The organism is Streptomyces sp. NPDC001568, from assembly GCF_042893755.1.
In the GTDB taxonomy this organism is placed as follows: domain Bacteria; phylum Actinomycetota; class Actinomycetes; order Streptomycetales; family Streptomycetaceae; genus Streptomyces.
Genome location: NZ_JBIAVF010000019.1, coordinates 122,503 through 140,330, shown reverse-complemented (window position 1 = coordinate 140,330; position 17,828 = coordinate 122,503). Strand labels below are relative to the sequence as shown.

Annotated in this window: 18 protein-coding genes and 1 pseudogene; 18 read left to right on the top strand and 1 reads right to left on the bottom strand. The window is 71.8% G+C overall.

The features are described from left to right. Positions 1-2 precede the first annotated feature (2 nt). The 3 genes from ACFY0I_RS30820 to ftsH all read left to right on the top strand — a co-directional run bounded on the left by ACFY0I_RS30820 (position 3) and on the right by ftsH (position 6,321). Positions 3-2,444 carry a [protein-PII] uridylyltransferase gene (locus ACFY0I_RS30820; protein WP_388901942.1) on the top strand — a complete coding sequence of 814 codons (2,442 nt, stop codon included), beginning with the start codon at positions 3-5 and terminating at the stop codon, positions 2,442-2,444. 190 nt (positions 2,445-2,634) lie between these two features. Beyond that, the gene (gene ffh / locus ACFY0I_RS30815) at positions 2,635-4,209 is read left to right on the top strand and encodes a signal recognition particle protein (RefSeq protein WP_388901941.1); all 1,575 of its coding nucleotides are present in this window, start codon (positions 2,635-2,637) and stop codon (positions 4,207-4,209) included. A gap of 258 nt (positions 4,210-4,467) precedes the next feature. Beyond that, entirely contained in the window at positions 4,468-6,321 is a 1,854-nt protein-coding gene (gene ftsH / locus ACFY0I_RS30810; RefSeq protein ID WP_388902006.1) for an ATP-dependent zinc metalloprotease FtsH, read from the top strand. 77 nt (positions 6,322-6,398) lie between these two features. On the opposite strand, the gene ACFY0I_RS30805 is transcribed toward ftsH, so the two are convergent. Next, entirely contained in the window at positions 6,399-7,079 is a 681-nt protein-coding gene (locus ACFY0I_RS30805; RefSeq protein WP_388901939.1) for a methyltransferase type 11, read from the bottom strand. 131 nt (positions 7,080-7,210) lie between these two features. On the opposite strand from ACFY0I_RS30805, the gene proS reads away from it, so the two are divergent. The 15 genes and pseudogenes from proS to ACFY0I_RS30730 all read left to right on the top strand — a co-directional run. Next, positions 7,211-8,623 (top strand): proline--tRNA ligase, encoded by a 1,413-nt coding sequence (proS, locus tag ACFY0I_RS30800; protein WP_319193893.1) that lies wholly within the window; start codon positions 7,211-7,213, stop codon positions 8,621-8,623. 204 nt (positions 8,624-8,827) lie between these two features. Continuing rightward, positions 8,828-9,427, top strand: coding sequence for a hypothetical protein (locus ACFY0I_RS30795; RefSeq protein WP_281206313.1), 600 nt, complete (start codon positions 8,828-8,830; stop codon positions 9,425-9,427). 205 nt (positions 9,428-9,632) lie between these two features. After that, entirely contained in the window at positions 9,633-10,073 is a 441-nt protein-coding gene (gene rpsP / locus ACFY0I_RS30790; RefSeq protein ID WP_281206312.1) for a 30S ribosomal protein S16, read from the top strand. 2 nt (positions 10,074-10,075) lie between these two features. After that, on the top strand, positions 10,076-10,315 hold the full coding sequence (locus ACFY0I_RS30785; protein WP_030011889.1) for an RNA-binding protein: 240 nt from the start codon (positions 10,076-10,078) through the stop codon (positions 10,313-10,315). 166 nt (positions 10,316-10,481) lie between these two features. Next, positions 10,482-11,084, top strand: a complete 603-nt coding sequence (rimM, locus tag ACFY0I_RS30780) for a ribosome maturation factor RimM (protein ID WP_388901937.1) — start codon at positions 10,482-10,484, stop codon at positions 11,082-11,084. Further along, positions 11,084-11,905, top strand: a complete 822-nt coding sequence (gene trmD / locus ACFY0I_RS30775; RefSeq protein ID WP_388901935.1) for a tRNA (guanosine(37)-N1)-methyltransferase TrmD — start codon at positions 11,084-11,086, stop codon at positions 11,903-11,905. Before rimM ends, trmD begins: the two co-directional genes overlap by 1 nt. A 133-nt stretch (positions 11,906-12,038) precedes the next feature. Next, positions 12,039-12,389: a 50S ribosomal protein L19 gene (gene rplS / locus ACFY0I_RS30770; protein ID WP_079429989.1), complete on the top strand. Its 351-nt coding sequence runs from the start codon at positions 12,039-12,041 to the stop codon at positions 12,387-12,389. A gap of 44 nt (positions 12,390-12,433) precedes the next feature. Next, a complete protein-coding gene (lepB, locus tag ACFY0I_RS30765) occupies positions 12,434-13,186 on the top strand; it encodes a signal peptidase I (protein WP_388901933.1) in 753 nt (250 codons plus the stop codon). A gap of 136 nt (positions 13,187-13,322) precedes the next feature. Next, positions 13,323-14,231: a signal peptidase I gene (gene lepB / locus ACFY0I_RS30760; protein ID WP_388901931.1), complete on the top strand. Its 909-nt coding sequence runs from the start codon at positions 13,323-13,325 to the stop codon at positions 14,229-14,231. A gap of 113 nt (positions 14,232-14,344) precedes the next feature. Next, positions 14,345-15,241, top strand: coding sequence for a signal peptidase I (lepB, locus tag ACFY0I_RS30755; RefSeq protein ID WP_388901929.1), 897 nt, complete (start codon positions 14,345-14,347; stop codon positions 15,239-15,241). A 44-nt stretch (positions 15,242-15,285) separates the two neighbouring features. Continuing rightward, positions 15,286-16,068, top strand: a complete 783-nt coding sequence (gene lepB, locus ACFY0I_RS30750) for a signal peptidase I (RefSeq protein WP_388901928.1) — start codon at positions 15,286-15,288, stop codon at positions 16,066-16,068. 61 nt (positions 16,069-16,129) lie between these two features. Beyond that, positions 16,130-16,597, top strand: coding sequence for an NUDIX hydrolase (locus ACFY0I_RS30745; protein WP_388902004.1), 468 nt, complete (start codon positions 16,130-16,132; stop codon positions 16,595-16,597). 55 nt (positions 16,598-16,652) lie between these two features. Further along, positions 16,653-16,961: a DUF2469 domain-containing protein gene (locus ACFY0I_RS30740; RefSeq protein WP_008745401.1), complete on the top strand. Its 309-nt coding sequence runs from the start codon at positions 16,653-16,655 to the stop codon at positions 16,959-16,961. A gap of 167 nt (positions 16,962-17,128) precedes the next feature. Continuing rightward, positions 17,129-17,500, top strand: coding sequence for a YraN family protein (locus ACFY0I_RS30735; protein ID WP_388901926.1), 372 nt, complete (start codon positions 17,129-17,131; stop codon positions 17,498-17,500). Then, positions 17,500-17,661: pseudogene (locus ACFY0I_RS30730) on the top strand (magnesium chelatase); the annotation flags it as partial. The gene ACFY0I_RS30735 and the pseudogene ACFY0I_RS30730, both read left to right, overlap by 1 nt. Positions 17,662-17,828: the final 167 nt, after the last annotated feature.

Below are 17,828 nucleotides of genomic sequence, written 5' to 3'. Positions count from 1 at the left end.
GGGTGACGAGCGTCGAACCGACCACGACCGGCCCGGACAACGATCCGAGCGACGCGGGACCCAGCGGCTACGCCGCGGCCCGGCTGCGACTCCTCCAGGAGGAGTCGCGGTCCGGGCCGTCCCGGCGTTCCGCCCTGTCCGGACTCACCGACCGATGGCTGAACGCCCTGTTCGCCACGGCCGTACGCGAGACCGGCGTACGCGGCGCCTCCCTCGTCGCCGTCGGCGGCTACGGACGGGGGGAGCTGTCCCCGCGCAGCGACCTCGACCTGCTGCTGCTCCACGACGGCAAGGCGCAGCCACGGGCCCTGGCCGCCCTCGCCGACCGGCTCTGGTACCCCGTGTGGGACCTCGGCCTGGCCCTGGACCACTCGGTGCGCACCCCGGCCGAGGCCCGCAGGACCGCCGCCGAGGACCTCAAGGTGCACCTCGGACTGCTCGACGCCAGGCCCGTCGCCGGGGACGCCGGACCGCTCGCCGGCCTGCGCACCTCCGTCCTCGCCGACTGGCGCAACCAGGCCGGCAAACGGCTGCCGCAACTGCACGCCCTGTGCCGCGACCGGGCCGACCGGGCCGGCGAGCTGCGCTTCCTGCTGGAGCCCGACCTGAAGGAGGCGCGCGGCGGACTCCGCGACGCCACGGCGCTGCGGGCCGTGGCCGCGTCCTGGCTGGCCGACGCCCCGCGCGAGGGACTGGCCGACGCCCGGCGCCGGCTGCTGGACGCGCGGGACGCCCTGCACCTGGTGACGGGCCGGGCGACCGACCGGCTCGCCCTCCAGGAGCAGGAACAGGTCGCCGCCCGACTCGGCCTGATGGACTCCGACGCCCTGCTCCGCGAGGTGTACGAGGCCGCCCGGGTCATCGCCTACGCCGGCGACGTCACCTGGCGCGAGGTCGGACGGGTCCTGCGGGCCCGGGCCGCCCGACCGCGGCTGCGCGGACTGCTGGGGACACGGGGGGTCCCGGCAGCCGAGCGCGCCCCCCTGGCCGAAGGGGTCGTCGAGTCCGACGGAGAGGCCGTACTGGCCCTGGCCGCCCGGCCCGACCGGGACCCCGTACTGCCCCTGCGGCTGGGGGCGGCGGCCGCGCAGGCCGGCCTGCCCGTCTCGCTGCACGCCGTACGCCGCCTCGCGGCCCAGGCCAAGCCGCTGCCCGTGCCCTGGCCGGCGGAGGCGCGGGAACAGCTCGTCACCCTGCTGGGGGCGGGCGAGCCGACCGTGGGCGTGTGGGAGGCGTTGGAGGCCGAGGGGCTGATCACCCGGCTGCTCCCCGACTGGGAACGGGTGCGGTGCCGGCCGCAGCGCAACCCGGTGCACACCTGGACGGTGGACCGGCACCTGATCGAGACGGCAGTCCGGGCCTCCGCCCTGACCCGCCGGGTCGGCCGCCCCGACCTGCTGCTCATGGCCGCCCTGCTGCACGACATCGGCAAGGGCTGGCCCGGGGACCACTCGGTGGCCGGCGAGACCATCGCCCGGGACATGGCCGTCCGGGTGGGCTTCGACGCCGACGACGCCGCCGTGCTGGCCGTCCTCGTACGCCACCACCTGCTGCTCATCGACACCGCGACCCGGCGCGACCTGGACGACCCGGCCACCGTCCGCTCCGTCGCGGCGGCCCTGGGCTCGCTCGGGACGCTGGAGATCCTGCACGCCCTGACCGAGGCCGACGCCCTCGCGACGGGCCCCGCCGCCTGGAGCACCTGGCGGGGTTCCCTGGTCGCCGACCTCGTGGAGCGGGTCGCCGCCGTCCTGCGGGGCGCGCCGCCCGTCGCCGGCGAGCCGGAGATCCCGAGCACCGAACAGGAACGCCTGGCGGTGGAGGCGCTGCGCACCGGGGAACCGGTGCTGGCCCTGCACGCCCGCGAGGAGGAGGACGAGGCGGTCGGGGTGGAACTCGTCCTCGCCGTTCCCGACCAGCCCGGCGTGCTCCCGGCCGCCGCCGGGGTGCTGGCACTGCACCGGCTGACCGTCCGGGCGGCGGACCTGCGCTCCATGGAGCTTCCGGACCTGCCCGGCGAGGTCCTGGTGCTGCGCTGGCGGGTGGCCGCCGAGTACGGGGCGCTGCCCCAGGCCGCCCGGTTGCGGACCGATCTGATCCGGGCGCTGGACGGTTCGCTCGACATCCCGGCGAAGCTCGCGGACCGCGAGGCGGCCTACCCGCGCAGGCGGGGCGTCGTACCGCCGCCACCTCGGGTGACGGCCGTGCCCGACGTCTCCTCGCTGGCCACCGTCCTGGAGGTACGGGCCCCGGACGCGGTCGGGCTGCTGCACCGCATCGGCCGGGCCCTGGAGGCCGCCGGGGTCCGGGTGCGCAGCGCGCACGTCTCCACCCTGGGCGCCAACGCCGTCGACACCGTCTACGTCGTCGACGCCGACGGCAAACCCCTGACCGGGACGGACGCCGCCGCCCTGGCCGCGTCGGTGCAGGCCGCGCTGGCGTAGCCCGCTCCGGACGCCGCCCGTCCCTCCCTCCCTGCTCCCGTGCCGCACGGTGAACGGGGAGGGACGGGCGAGGAACGGGGCGGGACGGGGAACGGAAAAGGCAATGGCGCCCGCAGGGCCGGGCAGGCGGCGCGGCCCGATACCCTGGGGGACGACCACCACGCCCCCGACCCGAGGAATCGCGACCACCGTGTTCGATACGCTTTCCGACCGCCTCAGCGCGACCTTCAAGTCCCTCCGGGGCAAAGGCCGCCTCTCCGAGCAGGACATCGACGCTGCGGCGCGGGAAATCCGTATCGCCCTCCTCGAGGCCGACGTCGCGCTCCCCGTGGTCCGCTCCTTCATCGCGAACGTCAAGGAAAGGGCCCGTGGCGAGGAGGTCAGCAAGGCGCTGAACCCCGGCCAGCAGGTCCTGAAGATCGTCAACGACGAGCTGGTGGGCATCCTCGGCGGTGAGACCCGCCGACTGCGGTTCGCCAAGACCGCGCCCACCGTGATCATGCTCGCGGGCCTCCAGGGTGCCGGTAAGACCACCCTCGCCGGAAAGCTCGGCCTCTGGCTGAAGGGGCAGGGCCACTCCCCGCTCCTCGTGGCGTGCGACCTCCAGCGCCCCAACGCCGTCAACCAGCTGTCCGTCGTCGCCGAGCGGGCGGGCGTCGCGGTCTACGCGCCCCAGCCGGGCAACGGCGTCGGAGACCCGGTCCAGGTCGCCAAGGACTCCGTCGAGTACGCGCGCACCAAGCAGTTCGACATCGTGATCGTCGACACCGCCGGTCGCCTCGGCATCGACGAGGAGCTGATGCGGCAGGCCGCGGACATCCGCGACGCCGTCAGCCCCGACGAGATCCTCTTCGTCGTCGACGCCATGATCGGTCAGGACGCGGTCAACACGGCCGAGGCCTTCCGCGACGGTGTCGGCTTCGACGGCGTGGTGCTCTCCAAGCTCGACGGCGACGCCCGCGGTGGTGCCGCGCTCTCCATCGCGCACGTCACCGGCAAGCAGATCATGTTCGCCTCGAACGGCGAGAAGCTCGACGAGTTCGACGCCTTCCACCCGGACCGCATGGCGGGCCGGATCCTCGACATGGGTGACATGCTCACCCTCATCGAGCAGGCCGAGAAGACCTTCTCGCAGGCCGAGGCCGAGAAGATGGCGGCCAAGCTCGCCAAGGGCCCCAAGGAGTTCACGCTCGACGACTTCCTGGCCCAGATGGAGCAGGTCCGCAAGATGGGCTCCATCTCCAAGCTCCTCGGCATGCTGCCGGGCATGGGGCAGATCAAGGACCAGATCAACAACATCGACGAGCGGGACGTCGACCGCACGGCCGCGATCATCAAGTCGATGACCCCGGCCGAGCGCCACGACCCGCACATCATCAACGGCTCCCGCCGCGCCCGCATCGCCAAGGGTTCCGGCGTCGAGGTCAGCGCCGTCAAGAGCCTCGTCGAGCGCTTCTTCGAGGCCCGCAAGATGATGTCCCGCATGGCCCAGGGCGGCGGCATGCCCGGAATGCCGGGCATCCCGGGCATGGGCGGCGGCCCCGGCCGGCAGAAGAAGCAGATCAAGCAGGCCAAGGGCAAGCGCAAGAGCGGCAACCCGATGAAGCGCAAGGAAGAGGAGGCCGCCGCCGCGGCCCGCCGCGAGCAGGGTCCCCAGGCGGACGAGCCGGCCGCGGCCGGCAACCCGTTCGGGCTCCCCGCGGGCGGCGGCCAGGCCGGCCAGGACTTCGACCTGCCGGACGAGTTCAAGAAGTTCATGAAGTAGGGCGTACGCCGCGCACCTCGGGGAGGGCCCCGACCGCAGGTGACCGAACAGGTCACCCGGTCGGGGCCCTCCCTTTTTCGCGGGGTTCCCCACCGGGTGACCAGCAGGGGCGATGATCACGTTTGTCCCTTATCGTCGGCCGGGAGGACGGCATAAGGAGGCCACGTGCCCAGCCCCACCCCCGTACCGCCGCGCGACCGGGCCGACACGCCCTGGCGATCGGAGGGCGCACCACCCTCCCCGCCGCCCCGCAAGAAGATGCCCGGCGGCTGGCGCGGACTGATCCTGGCCGCCCTGATCGTCTACCTCATCACCAACCTCGTCCTGTCGTTCTTCAACGAGGGTGACGAACCGGTCATCTCCTACACGGAGTTCAGCAAACAGGTCACCAACGGCAACGTCTCGAAGATCTACTCCAAGGGCGACGCCATCCAGGGCGAACTGAAGGCGAAACAGCCCCTGCCCGACGGGGACAAGGGCGATTACACCAAATTCGTCACGCAGCGCCCCGCCTTCGCCGACGACGCCCTGTGGGCCGACCTCACCAAGCAGAACGTGACCGTCACCGCCTCGCCGGTCGTCGTCCAGCGCAGCTTCCTCGCCAACCTGCTGATCTCCCTCGCCCCGATGCTCCTGCTGGTCCTGTTGTGGGTGCTCATCGCCCGCCGGATGGGCGCGGCGATGGGCGGAGCGGGCGGGCTGGGCCGCAAGGCCCCGCCCAAACCCGTGGAACTGGAAGGCGCGCAGCGCACCACCTTCGAGGACGTGGCCGGCATCGACGAGGTCGAGGGCGAACTCAACGACGTCGTCGACTTCCTCAAGAACCCCCAGCAGTACCGGAAGATGGGTGCCCGGATGCCCGGCGGCGTCCTGCTCTCCGGCCCACCCGGCACCGGGAAGACCCTGCTGGCCCGGGCGGTCGCGGGCGAGGCCGGGGTCCCCTTCTTCTCCGCCTCCGCCTCCGAGTTCATCGAGATGATCGTCGGAGTCGGCGCCTCCCGGGTCCGCGAACTCTTCGCCGAGGCCCGCAAGGTGGCCCCCGCGATCATCTTCATCGACGAGATCGACACCATCGGCCGGGCCCGGGGCGCGGGCTCGGGCATGGGCGGTCACGACGAACGCGAACAGACGCTGAACCAGATCCTCACCGAGATGGACGGCTTCTCCGGCTCCGAGGGCGTCGTCGTCCTCGCCGCCACCAACCGGGCCGACGTCCTCGACCCCGCCCTGACCCGCCCCGGCCGCTTCGACCGGACCGTGGTCGTCTCCCCGCCCGACCGCCGGGGCCGCGAGGCCATCCTGCGCATCCACACACGGGACATCCCGCTCGCCCCGGACGTGGACCTCGACCGGGTGGCCCGCAGCACCCCGGGCATGACCGGCGCCGAACTGGCCAACCTCGCCAACGAGGGCGCGCTGCTCGCCGTCAAACGGGGCCAGGACGCGGTGACCCGGGCCGACCTGTCCGACGCCCTGGAGAAGGTCCAGCTGGGCGCCGAGCGCTCGCTGGTCATGCCGGAGGAGGAACGCCGCCGCACGGCCTACCACGAGAGCGGGCACGCCCTGTTGGGCATGCTCCAGCCGGGCGCCGACCCCGTACGCAAGATCACCATCGTCCCCCGCGGCCGCGCGCTCGGCGTCACCCTCTCCACCCCGGACGCCGACCGCTACGCCTACACCGAGGAGTACCTGCGCGGCCGGATCATCGGCGCCCTCGGCGGCATGGCCGCCGAGCACGTCGTCTACGAGGTCATCACCACGGGTTCGGAGAGCGACCTCGAACAGGTCACCAACATCGCCCGCGGCATGGCCGGGCGCTGGGGCATGAGCGAACGCGTCGGCCGGCTCACCGCCATCCCCTCCGACGGCCAGAGCCCCTACGGACTCGCCGCCGCCCCCGCCACCCTCGACACGGTCGACCACGAGATGCGGCGGATCGTCGACGAGTGCTACGAGGAGGCCTGCCGGCTGCTGCGCGAGCACCGCCCGCAGCTCGACGACCTCGCGCGGGCCCTGTTGGCCGCCGAAACCCTCGACGAGGCGGCGGCGTACGCGGCCGCCGGCATCCCGCGCCTCACCAAGGACCACGACCCGGCGGACGGGGCGGACTGACCGGATCGGGCCGCCGCCCCCGCCGACCGCACCCGGTGCCGGCTCCTCGAACGGGAGCCGGAACCGGAACGGGCGCGTTAGGCCACCCGGGCGACGACGTACCGGAAGATGTTCGGCAGCCAGACGGCGCCGTCGCCCCGCTCGAAGGGGTGAAGCGCCTCCGACAGCTCCTTCTCCGCGAGCGCCGGATCGGCCGCCCCGTCGTAGAGCCCCGTGGACAGCAGGCCGCGGACCGCGCTGTCCACGTCCGCGTACCCGAAGGGGCAGAACACCCGCCCCGAGCCGTCCGGAACCAGCCCGGCCCCCGCCGTCATCGTGTCCAGGTCCCGACCCACCGGGCCGCCTCCCAGCACCGCCGGCACCGTGCACCGCTCCGGCGGGCCCCAGTCGGCCAGCACCACGGCCCCGCCCCGCCGCACCCCGGGCAGGGCCGCGGCGAGCGCACCCGGCGACGGCGAGAAGGCCAGCAGGACGTCGTACGGCCGTTCCTCGGGCACCGGGGGATCCGCCACCACCTCCAGCAGTCGTTCCCGGGCCAGTGCCCGGCGGGCCGGATCCGCCTCCACGCCCGTGGCCGCGGCGCCCCGCCCCGCGGCCAGCAGCAGGGGCAGCCCCGCCCCACAGCCGAGGCCCAGCAGCCGGTCGCCCGGCCCGACCTCCAGCCGGTCGTAGACCGCCTCGTAGAGCGGTACCAGCATCCGTTCCTGGATCTCAGCCCAGTCCCGGGCGACGAGCGTCGCCGTCGGCGTCGGTGTCATCGAAAGAGCGCTCCTGATTCCGTATCGCCCCCTTGCCCCCGTTGCCAGGGAACTCCCCATTCGCCCCCGCGTCCAGAGGAGCGCGCCACCCGATTCACGCTCGGTGCGCGCGGCGCCGTACCATTCGCGCCATGGCAAAGGCACCCGTTCTCACCCCGCAGGCGGAGGATTTCCCCCGCTGGTACCAGGATCTGATCAACAAGGCCGAGCTGGCCGACAACGGTCCGGTCCGCGGCACCATGGTCATCCGACCGTACGGCTACGGCCTGTGGGAGCGGATGCAGCAGGAGATGGACGCGCGGATCAAGGACGCGGGCGCCCAGAACGCCTACTTCCCGCTCTTCATCCCGCAGTCCTACCTGACGAAGGAAGCCGAGCACGTCGAGGGCTTCGCCCCCGAGCTCGCGGTCGTCACGCACGGCGGCGGCAAGGAGCTGGACGAGCCGGTCGTCGTCCGCCCCACCTCCGAGACGATCATCAACGACTACTTCTCCAAGTGGGTCCAGAGCTACCGCGACCTGCCCCTGCTGATCAACCAGTGGGCCAACGTGGTCCGCTGGGAGATGCGCCCCCGCGTGTTCCTCCGTACGAGCGAGTTCCTCTGGCAGGAGGGCCACACGGCCCACGCCACCTACGAGGACGCCCGCGACTACGCGGCGCGGATCCACACGGACGTCTACGGCGACTTCATGAAGAACGTCCTCGCCATCGACGTCGTCCTCGGCCGCAAGACCGCCAAGGAGCGCTTCGCCGGAGCCATCAACACCCTCACCCTCGAAGGCATGATGGGTGACGGCAAGGCCCTCCAGCTGGGCACCAGCCACGAGCTCGGCACCAACTTCGCCAAGGCCTTCAACACGCAGTACCTGTCGAAGGAAGGCAAGCAGGAGCTCGTCTGGCAGACCTCCTGGGGCGTGTCGACCCGCATGGTCGGCGGCCTGATCATGTCCCACGGCGACGACAACGGCCTGCGGGTACCGCCGCGCCTCGCGCACGTCCAGGTCGTCGTCATGGCGATCAAGGGCGACGAGGCCGTGGCCAAGGTCCGCGAGCTGGGCGCCCAGCTCAAGGCCGCCGGACTGCGGGTGTTCGTCGACGACCGCGTCGACACCCCCTTCGGCCGCCGCGCCGTGGACTGGGAGCTCAAGGGCGTACCGGTCCGCATCGAGATCGGCCCCCGCGACCTGGAGGCCGGCACCGCGATGCTGGCCCGCCGCATCCCGGGGGGCAAGACCCCGGTGCAGATCGACGCCCTCGCCGACCTGCTGCCCAAGGTGCTGGACGAGGACCAGGCGCAGCTGCTGCGCGAGTCCCGCGAGCGCCGCGAGTCCCGTACGTCGGACGTCGCGACCATCGAGGAGGCCGCCGAGGCCGCCATCGCCGGTGGCTGGGCGCGCATCCCGTGGGCCGACCTGGGCCCCGAGGGCGAGGCCAAGCTGGCCGAGCAGGCCGTCTCCGTACGCTGCCTGATCGCCCCGGACGGGTCGGTTCCGGCGACGGACGACGCCCCGGGTACGCTCGCCATCGTCGCGCGCTCCTACTGAGTTCCCGGGCCATGCCCCCGGCGTGCGGCTTCGGCCGCGCACCGGGGGCATGGCCGTCGTTGGTACTCGTTACGTACCGACTCCTCCTGAGATCGGCGCACCCGTCCTCCTCCGGACGCATGAGGCTGAACTGACTGGTACGTGCAAAAAATTTGGAATGGCCCGGAATCGGAACACCGGGGCCCCCCGGCTCGTTGTCACGACGTGAGCACGACACCACCTGTTCTCGCCGCAGAGCTGGCGCAGGCGTGGGCCGACATTCAGCGGTACCACCCCGAGCTGCCTGACCTTGCCGCGCCCGAGTCCCTGATCGGAGAGTCCTCGTCCGCCTGCGGCGCCGAGCTCTCCTTCGAGCGACTGCTGCACGAGGCAGTCCACGGCATCGCAGCCGCCCGCGGAGTCCGGGACACCTCCCGGGCCGGCCGCTACCACAACCGCAGATTCCTCGCGATCGCCGAGGAGATGGGGCTGGACCACTCCGAGGAGCCGCACGCCAGTAGCGGCTTCTCCCTGGTCTCGCTCAATCCCGAGGCGAAGAAGCGCTACCGCCCCACCATCGAGCGACTCCAGCGCGCCCTCAAGGCGCACACGGTCGCCACCGCGGCCGACACCAAGCGCAGCTTCCGCGGTCCGGCCGCGCGCCACGGCTCCTCCGGCGGCGGCGTCCGGGTCAAGGCGGTCTGCGACTGCGGGCGCAACGTGCGCGTGGTCCCCTCCGTGCTGGCCCAGGCACCGATCGTGTGCGGCGGCTGCATGAAGCCCTTCCGCATCCCGGACGTGGTCGTCACCGCGGCCGCCTCGTAACGGCCCCGGGCGGTTCCGGGTGAGGTCGGCGCGCCTCTCGCGGGCGAGCGCGCCGCAGGCGTATGGCACAATGGCTAGCTGTACTCGACAGTCGCATAGGACCCCTCTCTCCTCCGGCTGACGCGTCCATCGGGCACCCGAGTACCGCAACCCCACGTGGCATCTCATGTGCCCAACCACGTCAAGTTCAGGAGACACCACTCCAGTGGCAGTCAAGATCAAGCTCAAGCGCCTCGGCAAGATTCGCCAGCCGCACTACCGCATCGTCGTCGCCGACGCCCGTACCCGTCGGGACGGTCGCGCGATCGAAGAGATCGGTATCTACCACCCGACGTACAACCCGTCGCGCATCGAGGTCAACGCCGAGCGTGCGCAGTACTGGCTGTCGGTCGGCGCCCAGCCCACCGAGGCTGTGCTCGCCATCCTGAAGCTGACCGGTGACTGGCAGGCGCACAAGGGCCTCCCGGCCCCCGCGCCGCTGCTGCAGCCGGAGACCAAGGAAAGCAAGCGTCGCACCTTCGACGAGTTCGCCAAGGCCCTCGAGGGCATCGGCGAGACCAAGGGCGAGGCCATCACCCAGAAGGCCAAGAAGGCCGACAAGAAGGCGGACGAGGCTGAGGCCGCCGCCGAGTCGACCGAGGCCTGATCATGCTCGAGGAGGCTCTTGAGCACCTCGTGAAGGGCATTGTGGACAACCCCGACGAAGTGCAGGTCGCCTCGCGCAACCTGCGTCGCGGGCAGGTGCTCGAGGTCCGGGTCCACCCGGATGACCTCGGAAAGGTGATCGGCCGCAACGGCCGCACCGCACGTGCCCTGCGTACCGTCGTGGGTGCCATCGGCGGACGGGGCATCCGCGTCGACCTCGTCGACGTGGACCAGGTCCGCTGAGAAGTTGAACCACCGGCACGGGCCGGGGAGGGCGTTCGTCGCCCACCCCGGCCCGAGTCGTTTCCGCCGCCGGGCGGAGCCACCATTGACCTGAGAAGCCACGACGGAGAGGTACACCTCCGCGGGAGCGGCGGCGGGTCGGCCGCGCAAGGGAGAAGGACACACAGTGGAGCTGGTAGTCGCGCGGATCGGCCGCGCCCACGGGATCAAGGGTGAGGTCACCGTCGAGGTACGGACCGACGAGCCCGAACTGCGGCTCGGGCCGGGCGCCGTCCTGCGGACCGATCCGGCGTCGGCGGGTCCGCTGACCATCGAGACGGGCCGGGTGCACAGCGGCCGGCTCCTCCTGCGCTTCGCCGGCGTCAAGGACCGCACCGGCGCCGAGGCGCTGCGCAACATCCTCCTCATCGCCGAGGTCGACCCGGCGGAACTGCCGGAGGAGCCCGACGAGTACTACGACCACCAGCTGATGGACCTGGACGTCGTGCTCGCCGACGGGACCCCGATCGGCCGCATCACCGAGATCTCCCACCTGCCCTCGCAGGACCTCTTCATCGTCGAGCGCCCCGACGGCACCGAGGTGATGATCCCCTTCGTCGAGGAGATCGTCGCCGAGATCGACCTGGAGGAGCAGCGCTGCGTCATCACCCCGCCGCCCGGGCTGATCGACGACCGCGCCGAGATCGCCTCCGCGCGCGATGCCGCGACCTCCGACGGTGAAGCCGCCGACGCCGAAACCACCGGTACCGACGCCGAGGGCGCTGCCTGATGCGGTTGGACGTCGTCACGATCTTCCCCGAGTACCTCGAACCGCTGAACGTCTCCCTCGTCGGCAAGGCGCGGGCCCGCGGACAGCTCGACGTACACGTCCACGACCTGCGGGACTGGACGTACGACCGGCACAACACCGTCGACGACACCCCGTACGGCGGCGGCCCCGGCATGGTCATGAAGACCGACCCGTGGGGCGAGGCCCTCGACGCGGCGCTGGCCGACGGCTACGAGTCCGGCGCGCACGGCCCGGTCCTGGTCGTCCCCACCCCCAGCGGCCGGCCCTTCACCCAGGAACTGGCCGTCGAGCTGTCCGAGCGTCCCTGGCTGATCTTCACGCCGGCCCGGTACGAGGGCATCGACCGCCGCGTCATGGACGAGTACGCGACGCGCATGCCGGTCTACGAGGTCTCCATCGGCGACTACGTGCTGGCGGGCGGCGAGGCCGCGGTCCTGGTCGTCACGGAGGCCGTGGCCCGACTGCTGCCCGGAGTGCTGGGCAACGCCGAGTCGCACCGCGACGACTCCTTCGCCCCCGGCGAGATGGCCAACCTGCTGGAAGGCCCCGTCTACACGAAGCCGCCGCAGTGGCGCGGGCGCGGCATCCCCGAGGTGCTGCTCAGCGGCCACCACGGGAAGATCGCCCGCTGGCGCCGGGACGAGGCGTTCCGCCGGACCGCGCGCAACCGCCCCGACCTGATCGAGCGCTGCGAGGCCGCCGCCTTCGACAAGAAGGACCGCGAGATCCTGAGCATCCTGGGCTGGAAGCCGACCGCCGACGGCCGATTTTGGCGCAGGCCCGCCGCCGTGGAAGAATAGGCGGCTGTTGTGTGCTCACGGGCGCCCCTGCCACAGGGGGACCGTCGTCCGGGACGCGACACGACTCCCGAATTCTCTACGGAAATCCGCACCGGCGACCTGTGGCGTCGTGCGAAGAAAGCAGACGAACTCCATGTCTCACCTGCTCGATGGCGTCAACTCCGCCTCGCTGCGCACCGACGTCCCGGCCTTCCGCCCCGGTGACACGATCAACGTGCACGTCCGCGTGATCGAGGGCAACCGCTCCCGTATCCAGCAGTTCAAGGGTGTAGTCATCCGTCGCCAGGGCTCTGGCGTCTCCGAGACCTTCACCGTCCGCAAGGTCTCCTTCAGCGTCGGCGTGGAGCGTACCTTCCCGGTCCACTCCCCGATCTTCGAGAAGATCGAGCTCGTCACCCGCGGTGACGTGCGTCGCGCCAAGCTGTACTTCCTCCGTGAGCTCCGCGGCAAGGCCGCGAAGATCAAGGAGAAGCGCGACCGCTGATCTCCTCTCCGGATCCAGTGGGCGGCCGGATAGGCTCGCCTGCGATGGACACCGAAGCAGAGCTCACACAGCGCGGCCACTCCGACCCCGAGAAGGGGGCGGAGGGGCCGCGTTCTGCGTTTTCCGCGCGGTCGGCGCTCTCCGTGTTCTCGGGGGCCCCGGGTTGGCAGCGGGTCGGGGCGCTCGGCGCGATCTGCGCCGTCTTCCTGCTGCTGTTCGCGAACTTCGTCGTCCAGCCCTTCCTGATCCCGAGCCACTCGATGGAACCGACCCTGCAGGTCGGTGACCGGCTCCTGGTGAACAAGTTGGCGTACCGGTTCGGTGACGAGCCGCGGCGGGGGGACGTGGTGGTCTTCGACGGCACCGGGTCCTTCGTACGGGAACGCGCCGCGGGCAACCCGGTCGGCGAGGCCCTGCGCGGCGCCGGATCGGCGCTCGGGCTGGCCCAGCCGCCCGACACGGACTTCGTGAAGCGGGTCGTGGGCGTCGGCGGGGACGACGTGGTGTGCTGCGACGCGGGGGGTCGCATCCAGGTCAACGGGGTCGCGCTGGACGAGCCGTACCTCTTTCCCGGTGACACGCCCTCGAAGGTGCCCTTCCGGATCGTCGTCCCCCTGGGCACCCTGTGGGTGATGGGTGACCACCGGTCCCAGTCCCGGGACTCGCGCGACCACCTCGGTGAGCCGGGCGGGGGGATGGTGCCGGTGGAGAAGGTGATCGGGCGGGCCGATTGGATCGGCTGGCCGGTATCGCGCTGGGGTTCCGTGACGGGCGCGGGCGGTGGCCCGCATGGGTAGCCGGGGGCGCCCGAAGGGCGGGCGCAAGCCGGGATCCGGACCGCGGGGCGGCGAGGGGACCCCCGCGGGCCGGCCGGCCCGCAAGCCGAAGCCGCCCTCCGGGCGGACGGACTTCGGGGCGTGGCCCGGAATCGGCATGGAATCGGACGCCGCCGCGCGGCCGGGCGCGGAGTCGGGGCGGGGCGGGTCGAAGGACGCGGGGTCGCCGGCCGGATCCGGCCGGGAGTCGGACTCCGCGTCGGAGCCGGGGTCCGGGCCGGGTGAGGGCGGCAGCAGGGCCGAGCGGCGCCGGGTGGCGCGGCGGGTCCGGCGCCGCCGGCGTACCCGGCGGGTGGGCGAGCTGCCGCTGCTGGTGGTGGTCGCGCTGTGCATCGCCCTGGTGCTCAAGACGTTCCTGGTGCAGGCCTTCTTCATCCCCTCCGGCTCGATGGAGCAGACGATCCGGATCGGCGACCGCGTCCTGGTGGACAAGCTGACGCCGTGGTTCGGCTCCAAGGTCGAGCGCGGGGACGTCGTCGTCTTCGAGGACCCGGGCGGCTGGCTCAAGGGTGAGGCGGCCCGGCCGGCCCAGGACCCGGCCGGGATCAAGCAGATCAAGGAGACCCTGACCTTCATCGGCCTGCTGCCGTCCGCCGACGAGCAGGATCTGATCAAGCGGGTCATCGGCGTCGGCGGCGACACCGTGAAGTGCTGCGACGACCGGGGCCGCGTGACCGTCAACGGCGCGCCGCTCGATGAGCCGTACGTGTCACCCGGCAACGCCCCCTCGGAAATCCGCTTCGAGGTGAGGGTGCCGGCCGGACGGCTGTTCGTGATGGGTGACCACCGCGCGAACTCCGCCGACTCCCGGTTCCACCTGGACGAGGCGTTCGAAGGCACGATCGACGAGGAGAAGGTGGTCGGGGAGGCCGTGGTGATTGCCTGGCCCTTCGACCACTGGCGCAGGCTGGAGCAGCCGGCGACCTTCCTCACGGTGCCCGACCAGGCCCGGCGCGGTCGGCGGCGCGGGTCGGGCGGGCGCCGTGGGGGCACCCCGTTCGCATAGTGTGTCCTTGGTCTCCCGCGCCTTAGGGAACTCCCGCTCGTTAAGGGAGGGGAGGGCCTGTTCTCCCTTGGGAGCGGGCTGCGATTCTCGATTGAGGAGTGGATGTGGGGGATGTGGCGGTAGGCGCACGATCCGGACGCGACGAGGGCGAGGAGCGGCCGGACGACGCCGTCGGGCACGAGGCCGAGGAGGACGCCGCCGAGGAGAGCCCGCAGCGTTCCTTCTGGAAGGAGCTGCCGCTCCTGATCGGTATCGCCCTGCTGCTGGCCCTGCTGATCAAGACCTTCCTGGTGCAGGCGTTCTCGATCCCGTCCGACTCGATGCAGAACACGCTGCAGCGGGGCGACCGGGTCCTCGTGGACAAGCTGACCCCGTGGTTCGGCTCGGAGCCCGAGCGCGGTGAGGTCGTCGTCTTCCACGACCCCGCGGACTGGCTGTCCGACCAGCCGACCCCGGAGCCGAACATCGCGCAGAAGGCCCTCAGTTGGATCGGCCTCATGCCGTCCGCCGAGGAGAAGGACCTGATCAAGCGGACCATCGCCATCGGCGGGGACACCGTCTCGTGCAAGAAGGGGGGACCGGTCGTCGTCAACGGCAAGGAGCTGGACGAGCCGTACATCTTCCCCGGCAACACCCCGTGCGACGACGCTCCCTTCGGCCCGATCACCGTCCCCAAGGGCAAGATCTGGGTCATGGGTGACCACCGGCAGAACTCCCGGGACTCCCGCTGGCACATGCAGGACTCCACCCAGGGCTTCGTGCCGGTCGACAAGGTCGTCGGGCGTGCCGTGGTCGTCGCGTGGCCGGTCACCCGCTGGTCCACGCTGCCGATCCCGGACACCTTCGACCAGCCGGGCATCGGCAACCAGGCGGCGGCGACCGCGCTGGGGCTCGGGGCCGCCGGACTGGCTCCCTTCGGGCTCGGCCCGGCCGCCCTCGGGCTCGCCGGGGCCGTACCGCTCGTCATGTGGCGCAGGCGGAGGCTGACCAAGGGCCGTACCGCCCGGTAGGGTGCCGCCCAGGTCGACGATCTCCGAGGTGTGGGGGCGCTGCAATGGGCGGAACGCAGGCGAGCGGTACACGTATACGTGGTGGCAGGAACGGCCGCGGCGGTCTCGGCAGCACACTGTCGGGACTCGCCGTGGCCATTGGTTTTGTGCTCTTCCTCGGTGGTTTCGTCTGGGGCGCGCTCGTGTACCAGCCGTACACGGTGCCGACGGACTCGATGGTCCCGACGGTCAATCCCGGGAACCGGGTGCTCGCCCAGCGGATCGACGGCGCCGAGGTGCGGCGCGGCGACGTGGTCGTCTTCCGGGACGCCATGTGGAGCGACTCGCCCATGGTCAAGCGGGTCGTCGCGATCGGCGGCGACACCGTGTCCTGCTGCGGCAAGGGCGGCCGGCTGACCGTGAACGGCAAGGAGCTGGACGAGTCCTACCTGGCCCCCGCGCAGAACGACGCGGCGGCCGTGGCCGCAGGGACGGCCTCCGGGACGCCGTTCGAGGTGAAGGTGCCCGAGGGCAACCTCTTCCTGCTGGGCGACCGGCGGGGGGCGTCGTTGGACTCCCGGGCCCACCTGACGGAGGCCGGCCAGGGCACCGTTCCCCGGTCGACGGTCACGGCGCGGGTCGACGCGCTGGCGTGGCCGTCGATGAAGATGCTGGACCCGGCCCGGACCTACGCCGACCTGCCGGGCGGCGTCTCGCAACCGGGGCCGCTGCTGCTCCAGGTGACGGCGGTCGTGGCCGGAGCGGCGCTGGTGGTGCTGGGCGCCGCGTACGGGCCGCTCGCGCGGCTCCTGGGGCGCGGCCGGCGGGAGCGCTCCGGTGGCCGCTGACGGGGCCGGTACGGGGGCCGAGTCCGGCGCGGGCGCGGGGGAGGGGCGGGAGCCCCGGAAGGTGTCGCGGGTGGTCCTGCTGGATCCGGCGGACCGGATCCTGCTGCTCCACGGCTTCGAACCGGCGGACCCCTCCGAGGACTGGTGGTTCACCCCCGGCGGCGGCCTGGAGGGCGCCGAGACCAGGGAGGAGGCCGCGCTGCGCGAGCTCGCCGAGGAAACCGGGATCACCGAGGTGGACCTGGGGCCGGTGCTGTGGCGCCGCTACTGCGCCTTCCCCTTCGACGGGCGGCGCTGGGAGCAGGACGAGTGGTACTTCCTCGCCCGCACCACCCGGACCGAGACGGTGATGGGCGGCCTCACCGAACTGGAACGGCGCAGCGTCTCCGGAGCGCGGTGGTGGACCTCCGAGGAACTGCTGGCGGCGCGTGAGACGGTGTACCCGACCAGACTCGCCGAGCTGCTCCGCATGCTGCTCGACGATGGTCCTCCGGACGCTCCGGTGGTCCTGGCCCCGGAAATCGTTTAGGGGCGCGGGGCGCCGGCGCACAATAGGGGGACGCACGGCTGAAGGGGAACATGCCATGAGTGCCGAGGACCTCGAGAAGTACGAGACCGAGATGGAGCTGAAGCTCTATCGGGAGTACCGCGACGTCGTCGGGCTGTTCAAGTACGTGATCGAAACCGAACGTCGGTTCTACCTCACCAACGACTACGAGATGCAGGTGCACTCGGTCCAGGGGGAGGTCTTCTTCGAGGTGTCGATGGCGGACGCCTGGGTCTGGGACATGTACCGGCCGGCCCGGTTCGTCAAGCAGGTCAGGGTGCTGACCTTCAAGGACGTGAACATCGAGGAGCTCAACAAGACCGACCTGGAACTGCCGGGGGGCTGATCCGGCGGGTCGATCCGGGGGCTCCGCGTCGGGGCCCCCGGTTTTTTCTTGGGACGGGACCGGTTCCCCCGGGGGAGTGAGGGGGTTTTCCACAATCACCCGACTGTCCACCAAGATCCACACGGTGGGCGGGAACGCGGGACCTTCGGTGCCGGAGGTGGTGCCGGATGAACGCGAAGGGCGTGGCACAGCAGGCATTGGGGCGGTACGGGGAGGACCTCGCCGCACGGGCGCTGACCCGGGCGGGGATGACCGTGATCGCGCGGAACTGGCGCTGCCGGGGCGGCGAGGTCGACATCGTCGCGCGGGACGGGGACGCCCTCGTCGTGTGCGAGGTCAAGACGCGGAGCGTGGGGAACTTCGAACACCCCTTGGCCGCCGTTCGGGCGGCCAAGGCCGCCCGACTGCGCCGGCTCGCCGAGCGATGGCTGGCCGACCACGGGGGGCCGCCGCCCGGCGGAGTACGGATCGATCTGGTCGCCGTCCTGCTGCCGCGGCGCGGTGCGCCCGTGGTGGAGCACGTGCGGGGGGTGGCCTGATGGGATTCGCCCGGGCCTGCTCCGTGGCCCTCGTCGGGGTCGAGGGCGTGGTCGTGGAGGTGCAGGCCGACCTGGAGCCGGGGGTCGCGGCGTTCACGCTCGTGGGGCTCCCCGACAAGACACTGGTGGAGAGCCGGGACCGGGTGCGGGCCGCCGTGGTCTTCCCTGTCAAGTTCTTGTGTTCAGGGTCTTGGGTGCCTGACTGAGGAGGCGATGCATGCCGCTAGGTGGGCCAGCTCCGTCATGCACGAGCTCTGGGGGCAGCTCTGAGTTCGTGTCCCCCTCGCGATACTGATGTTCCTATTCCTGGCGATGGCGTCCCTGGATA

What these genes read in the sequence shown, in the direction of transcription:
- ftsH (WP_388902006.1), top strand. Translation starts at nt 4,468, where the DNA reads ATGCCCGGCGGCTGGCGCGGACTGATCCTGGCCGCCCTGATCGTCTAC.
- ACFY0I_RS30805 (WP_388901939.1), bottom strand. Translation starts at nt 7,079, where the DNA reads ATGACACCGACGCCGACGGCGACGCTCGTCGCCCGGGACTGGGCTGAG.
- proS (WP_319193893.1), top strand. Translation starts at nt 7,211, where the DNA reads ATGGCAAAGGCACCCGTTCTCACCCCGCAGGCGGAGGATTTCCCCCGC.
- ACFY0I_RS30785 (WP_030011889.1), top strand. Translation starts at nt 10,076, where the DNA reads ATGCTCGAGGAGGCTCTTGAGCACCTCGTGAAGGGCATTGTGGACAAC.
- trmD (WP_388901935.1), top strand. Translation starts at nt 11,084, where the DNA reads ATGCGGTTGGACGTCGTCACGATCTTCCCCGAGTACCTCGAACCGCTG.
- rplS (WP_079429989.1), top strand. Translation starts at nt 12,039, where the DNA reads ATGTCTCACCTGCTCGATGGCGTCAACTCCGCCTCGCTGCGCACCGAC.
- lepB (WP_388901933.1), top strand. Translation starts at nt 12,434, where the DNA reads ATGGACACCGAAGCAGAGCTCACACAGCGCGGCCACTCCGACCCCGAG.
- lepB (WP_388901931.1), top strand. Translation starts at nt 13,323, where the DNA reads ATGGAATCGGACGCCGCCGCGCGGCCGGGCGCGGAGTCGGGGCGGGGC.
- lepB (WP_388901928.1), top strand. Translation starts at nt 15,286, where the DNA reads ATGGGCGGAACGCAGGCGAGCGGTACACGTATACGTGGTGGCAGGAAC.
- ACFY0I_RS30740 (WP_008745401.1), top strand. Translation starts at nt 16,653, where the DNA reads ATGAGTGCCGAGGACCTCGAGAAGTACGAGACCGAGATGGAGCTGAAG.
- ACFY0I_RS30735 (WP_388901926.1), top strand. Translation starts at nt 17,129, where the DNA reads ATGAACGCGAAGGGCGTGGCACAGCAGGCATTGGGGCGGTACGGGGAG.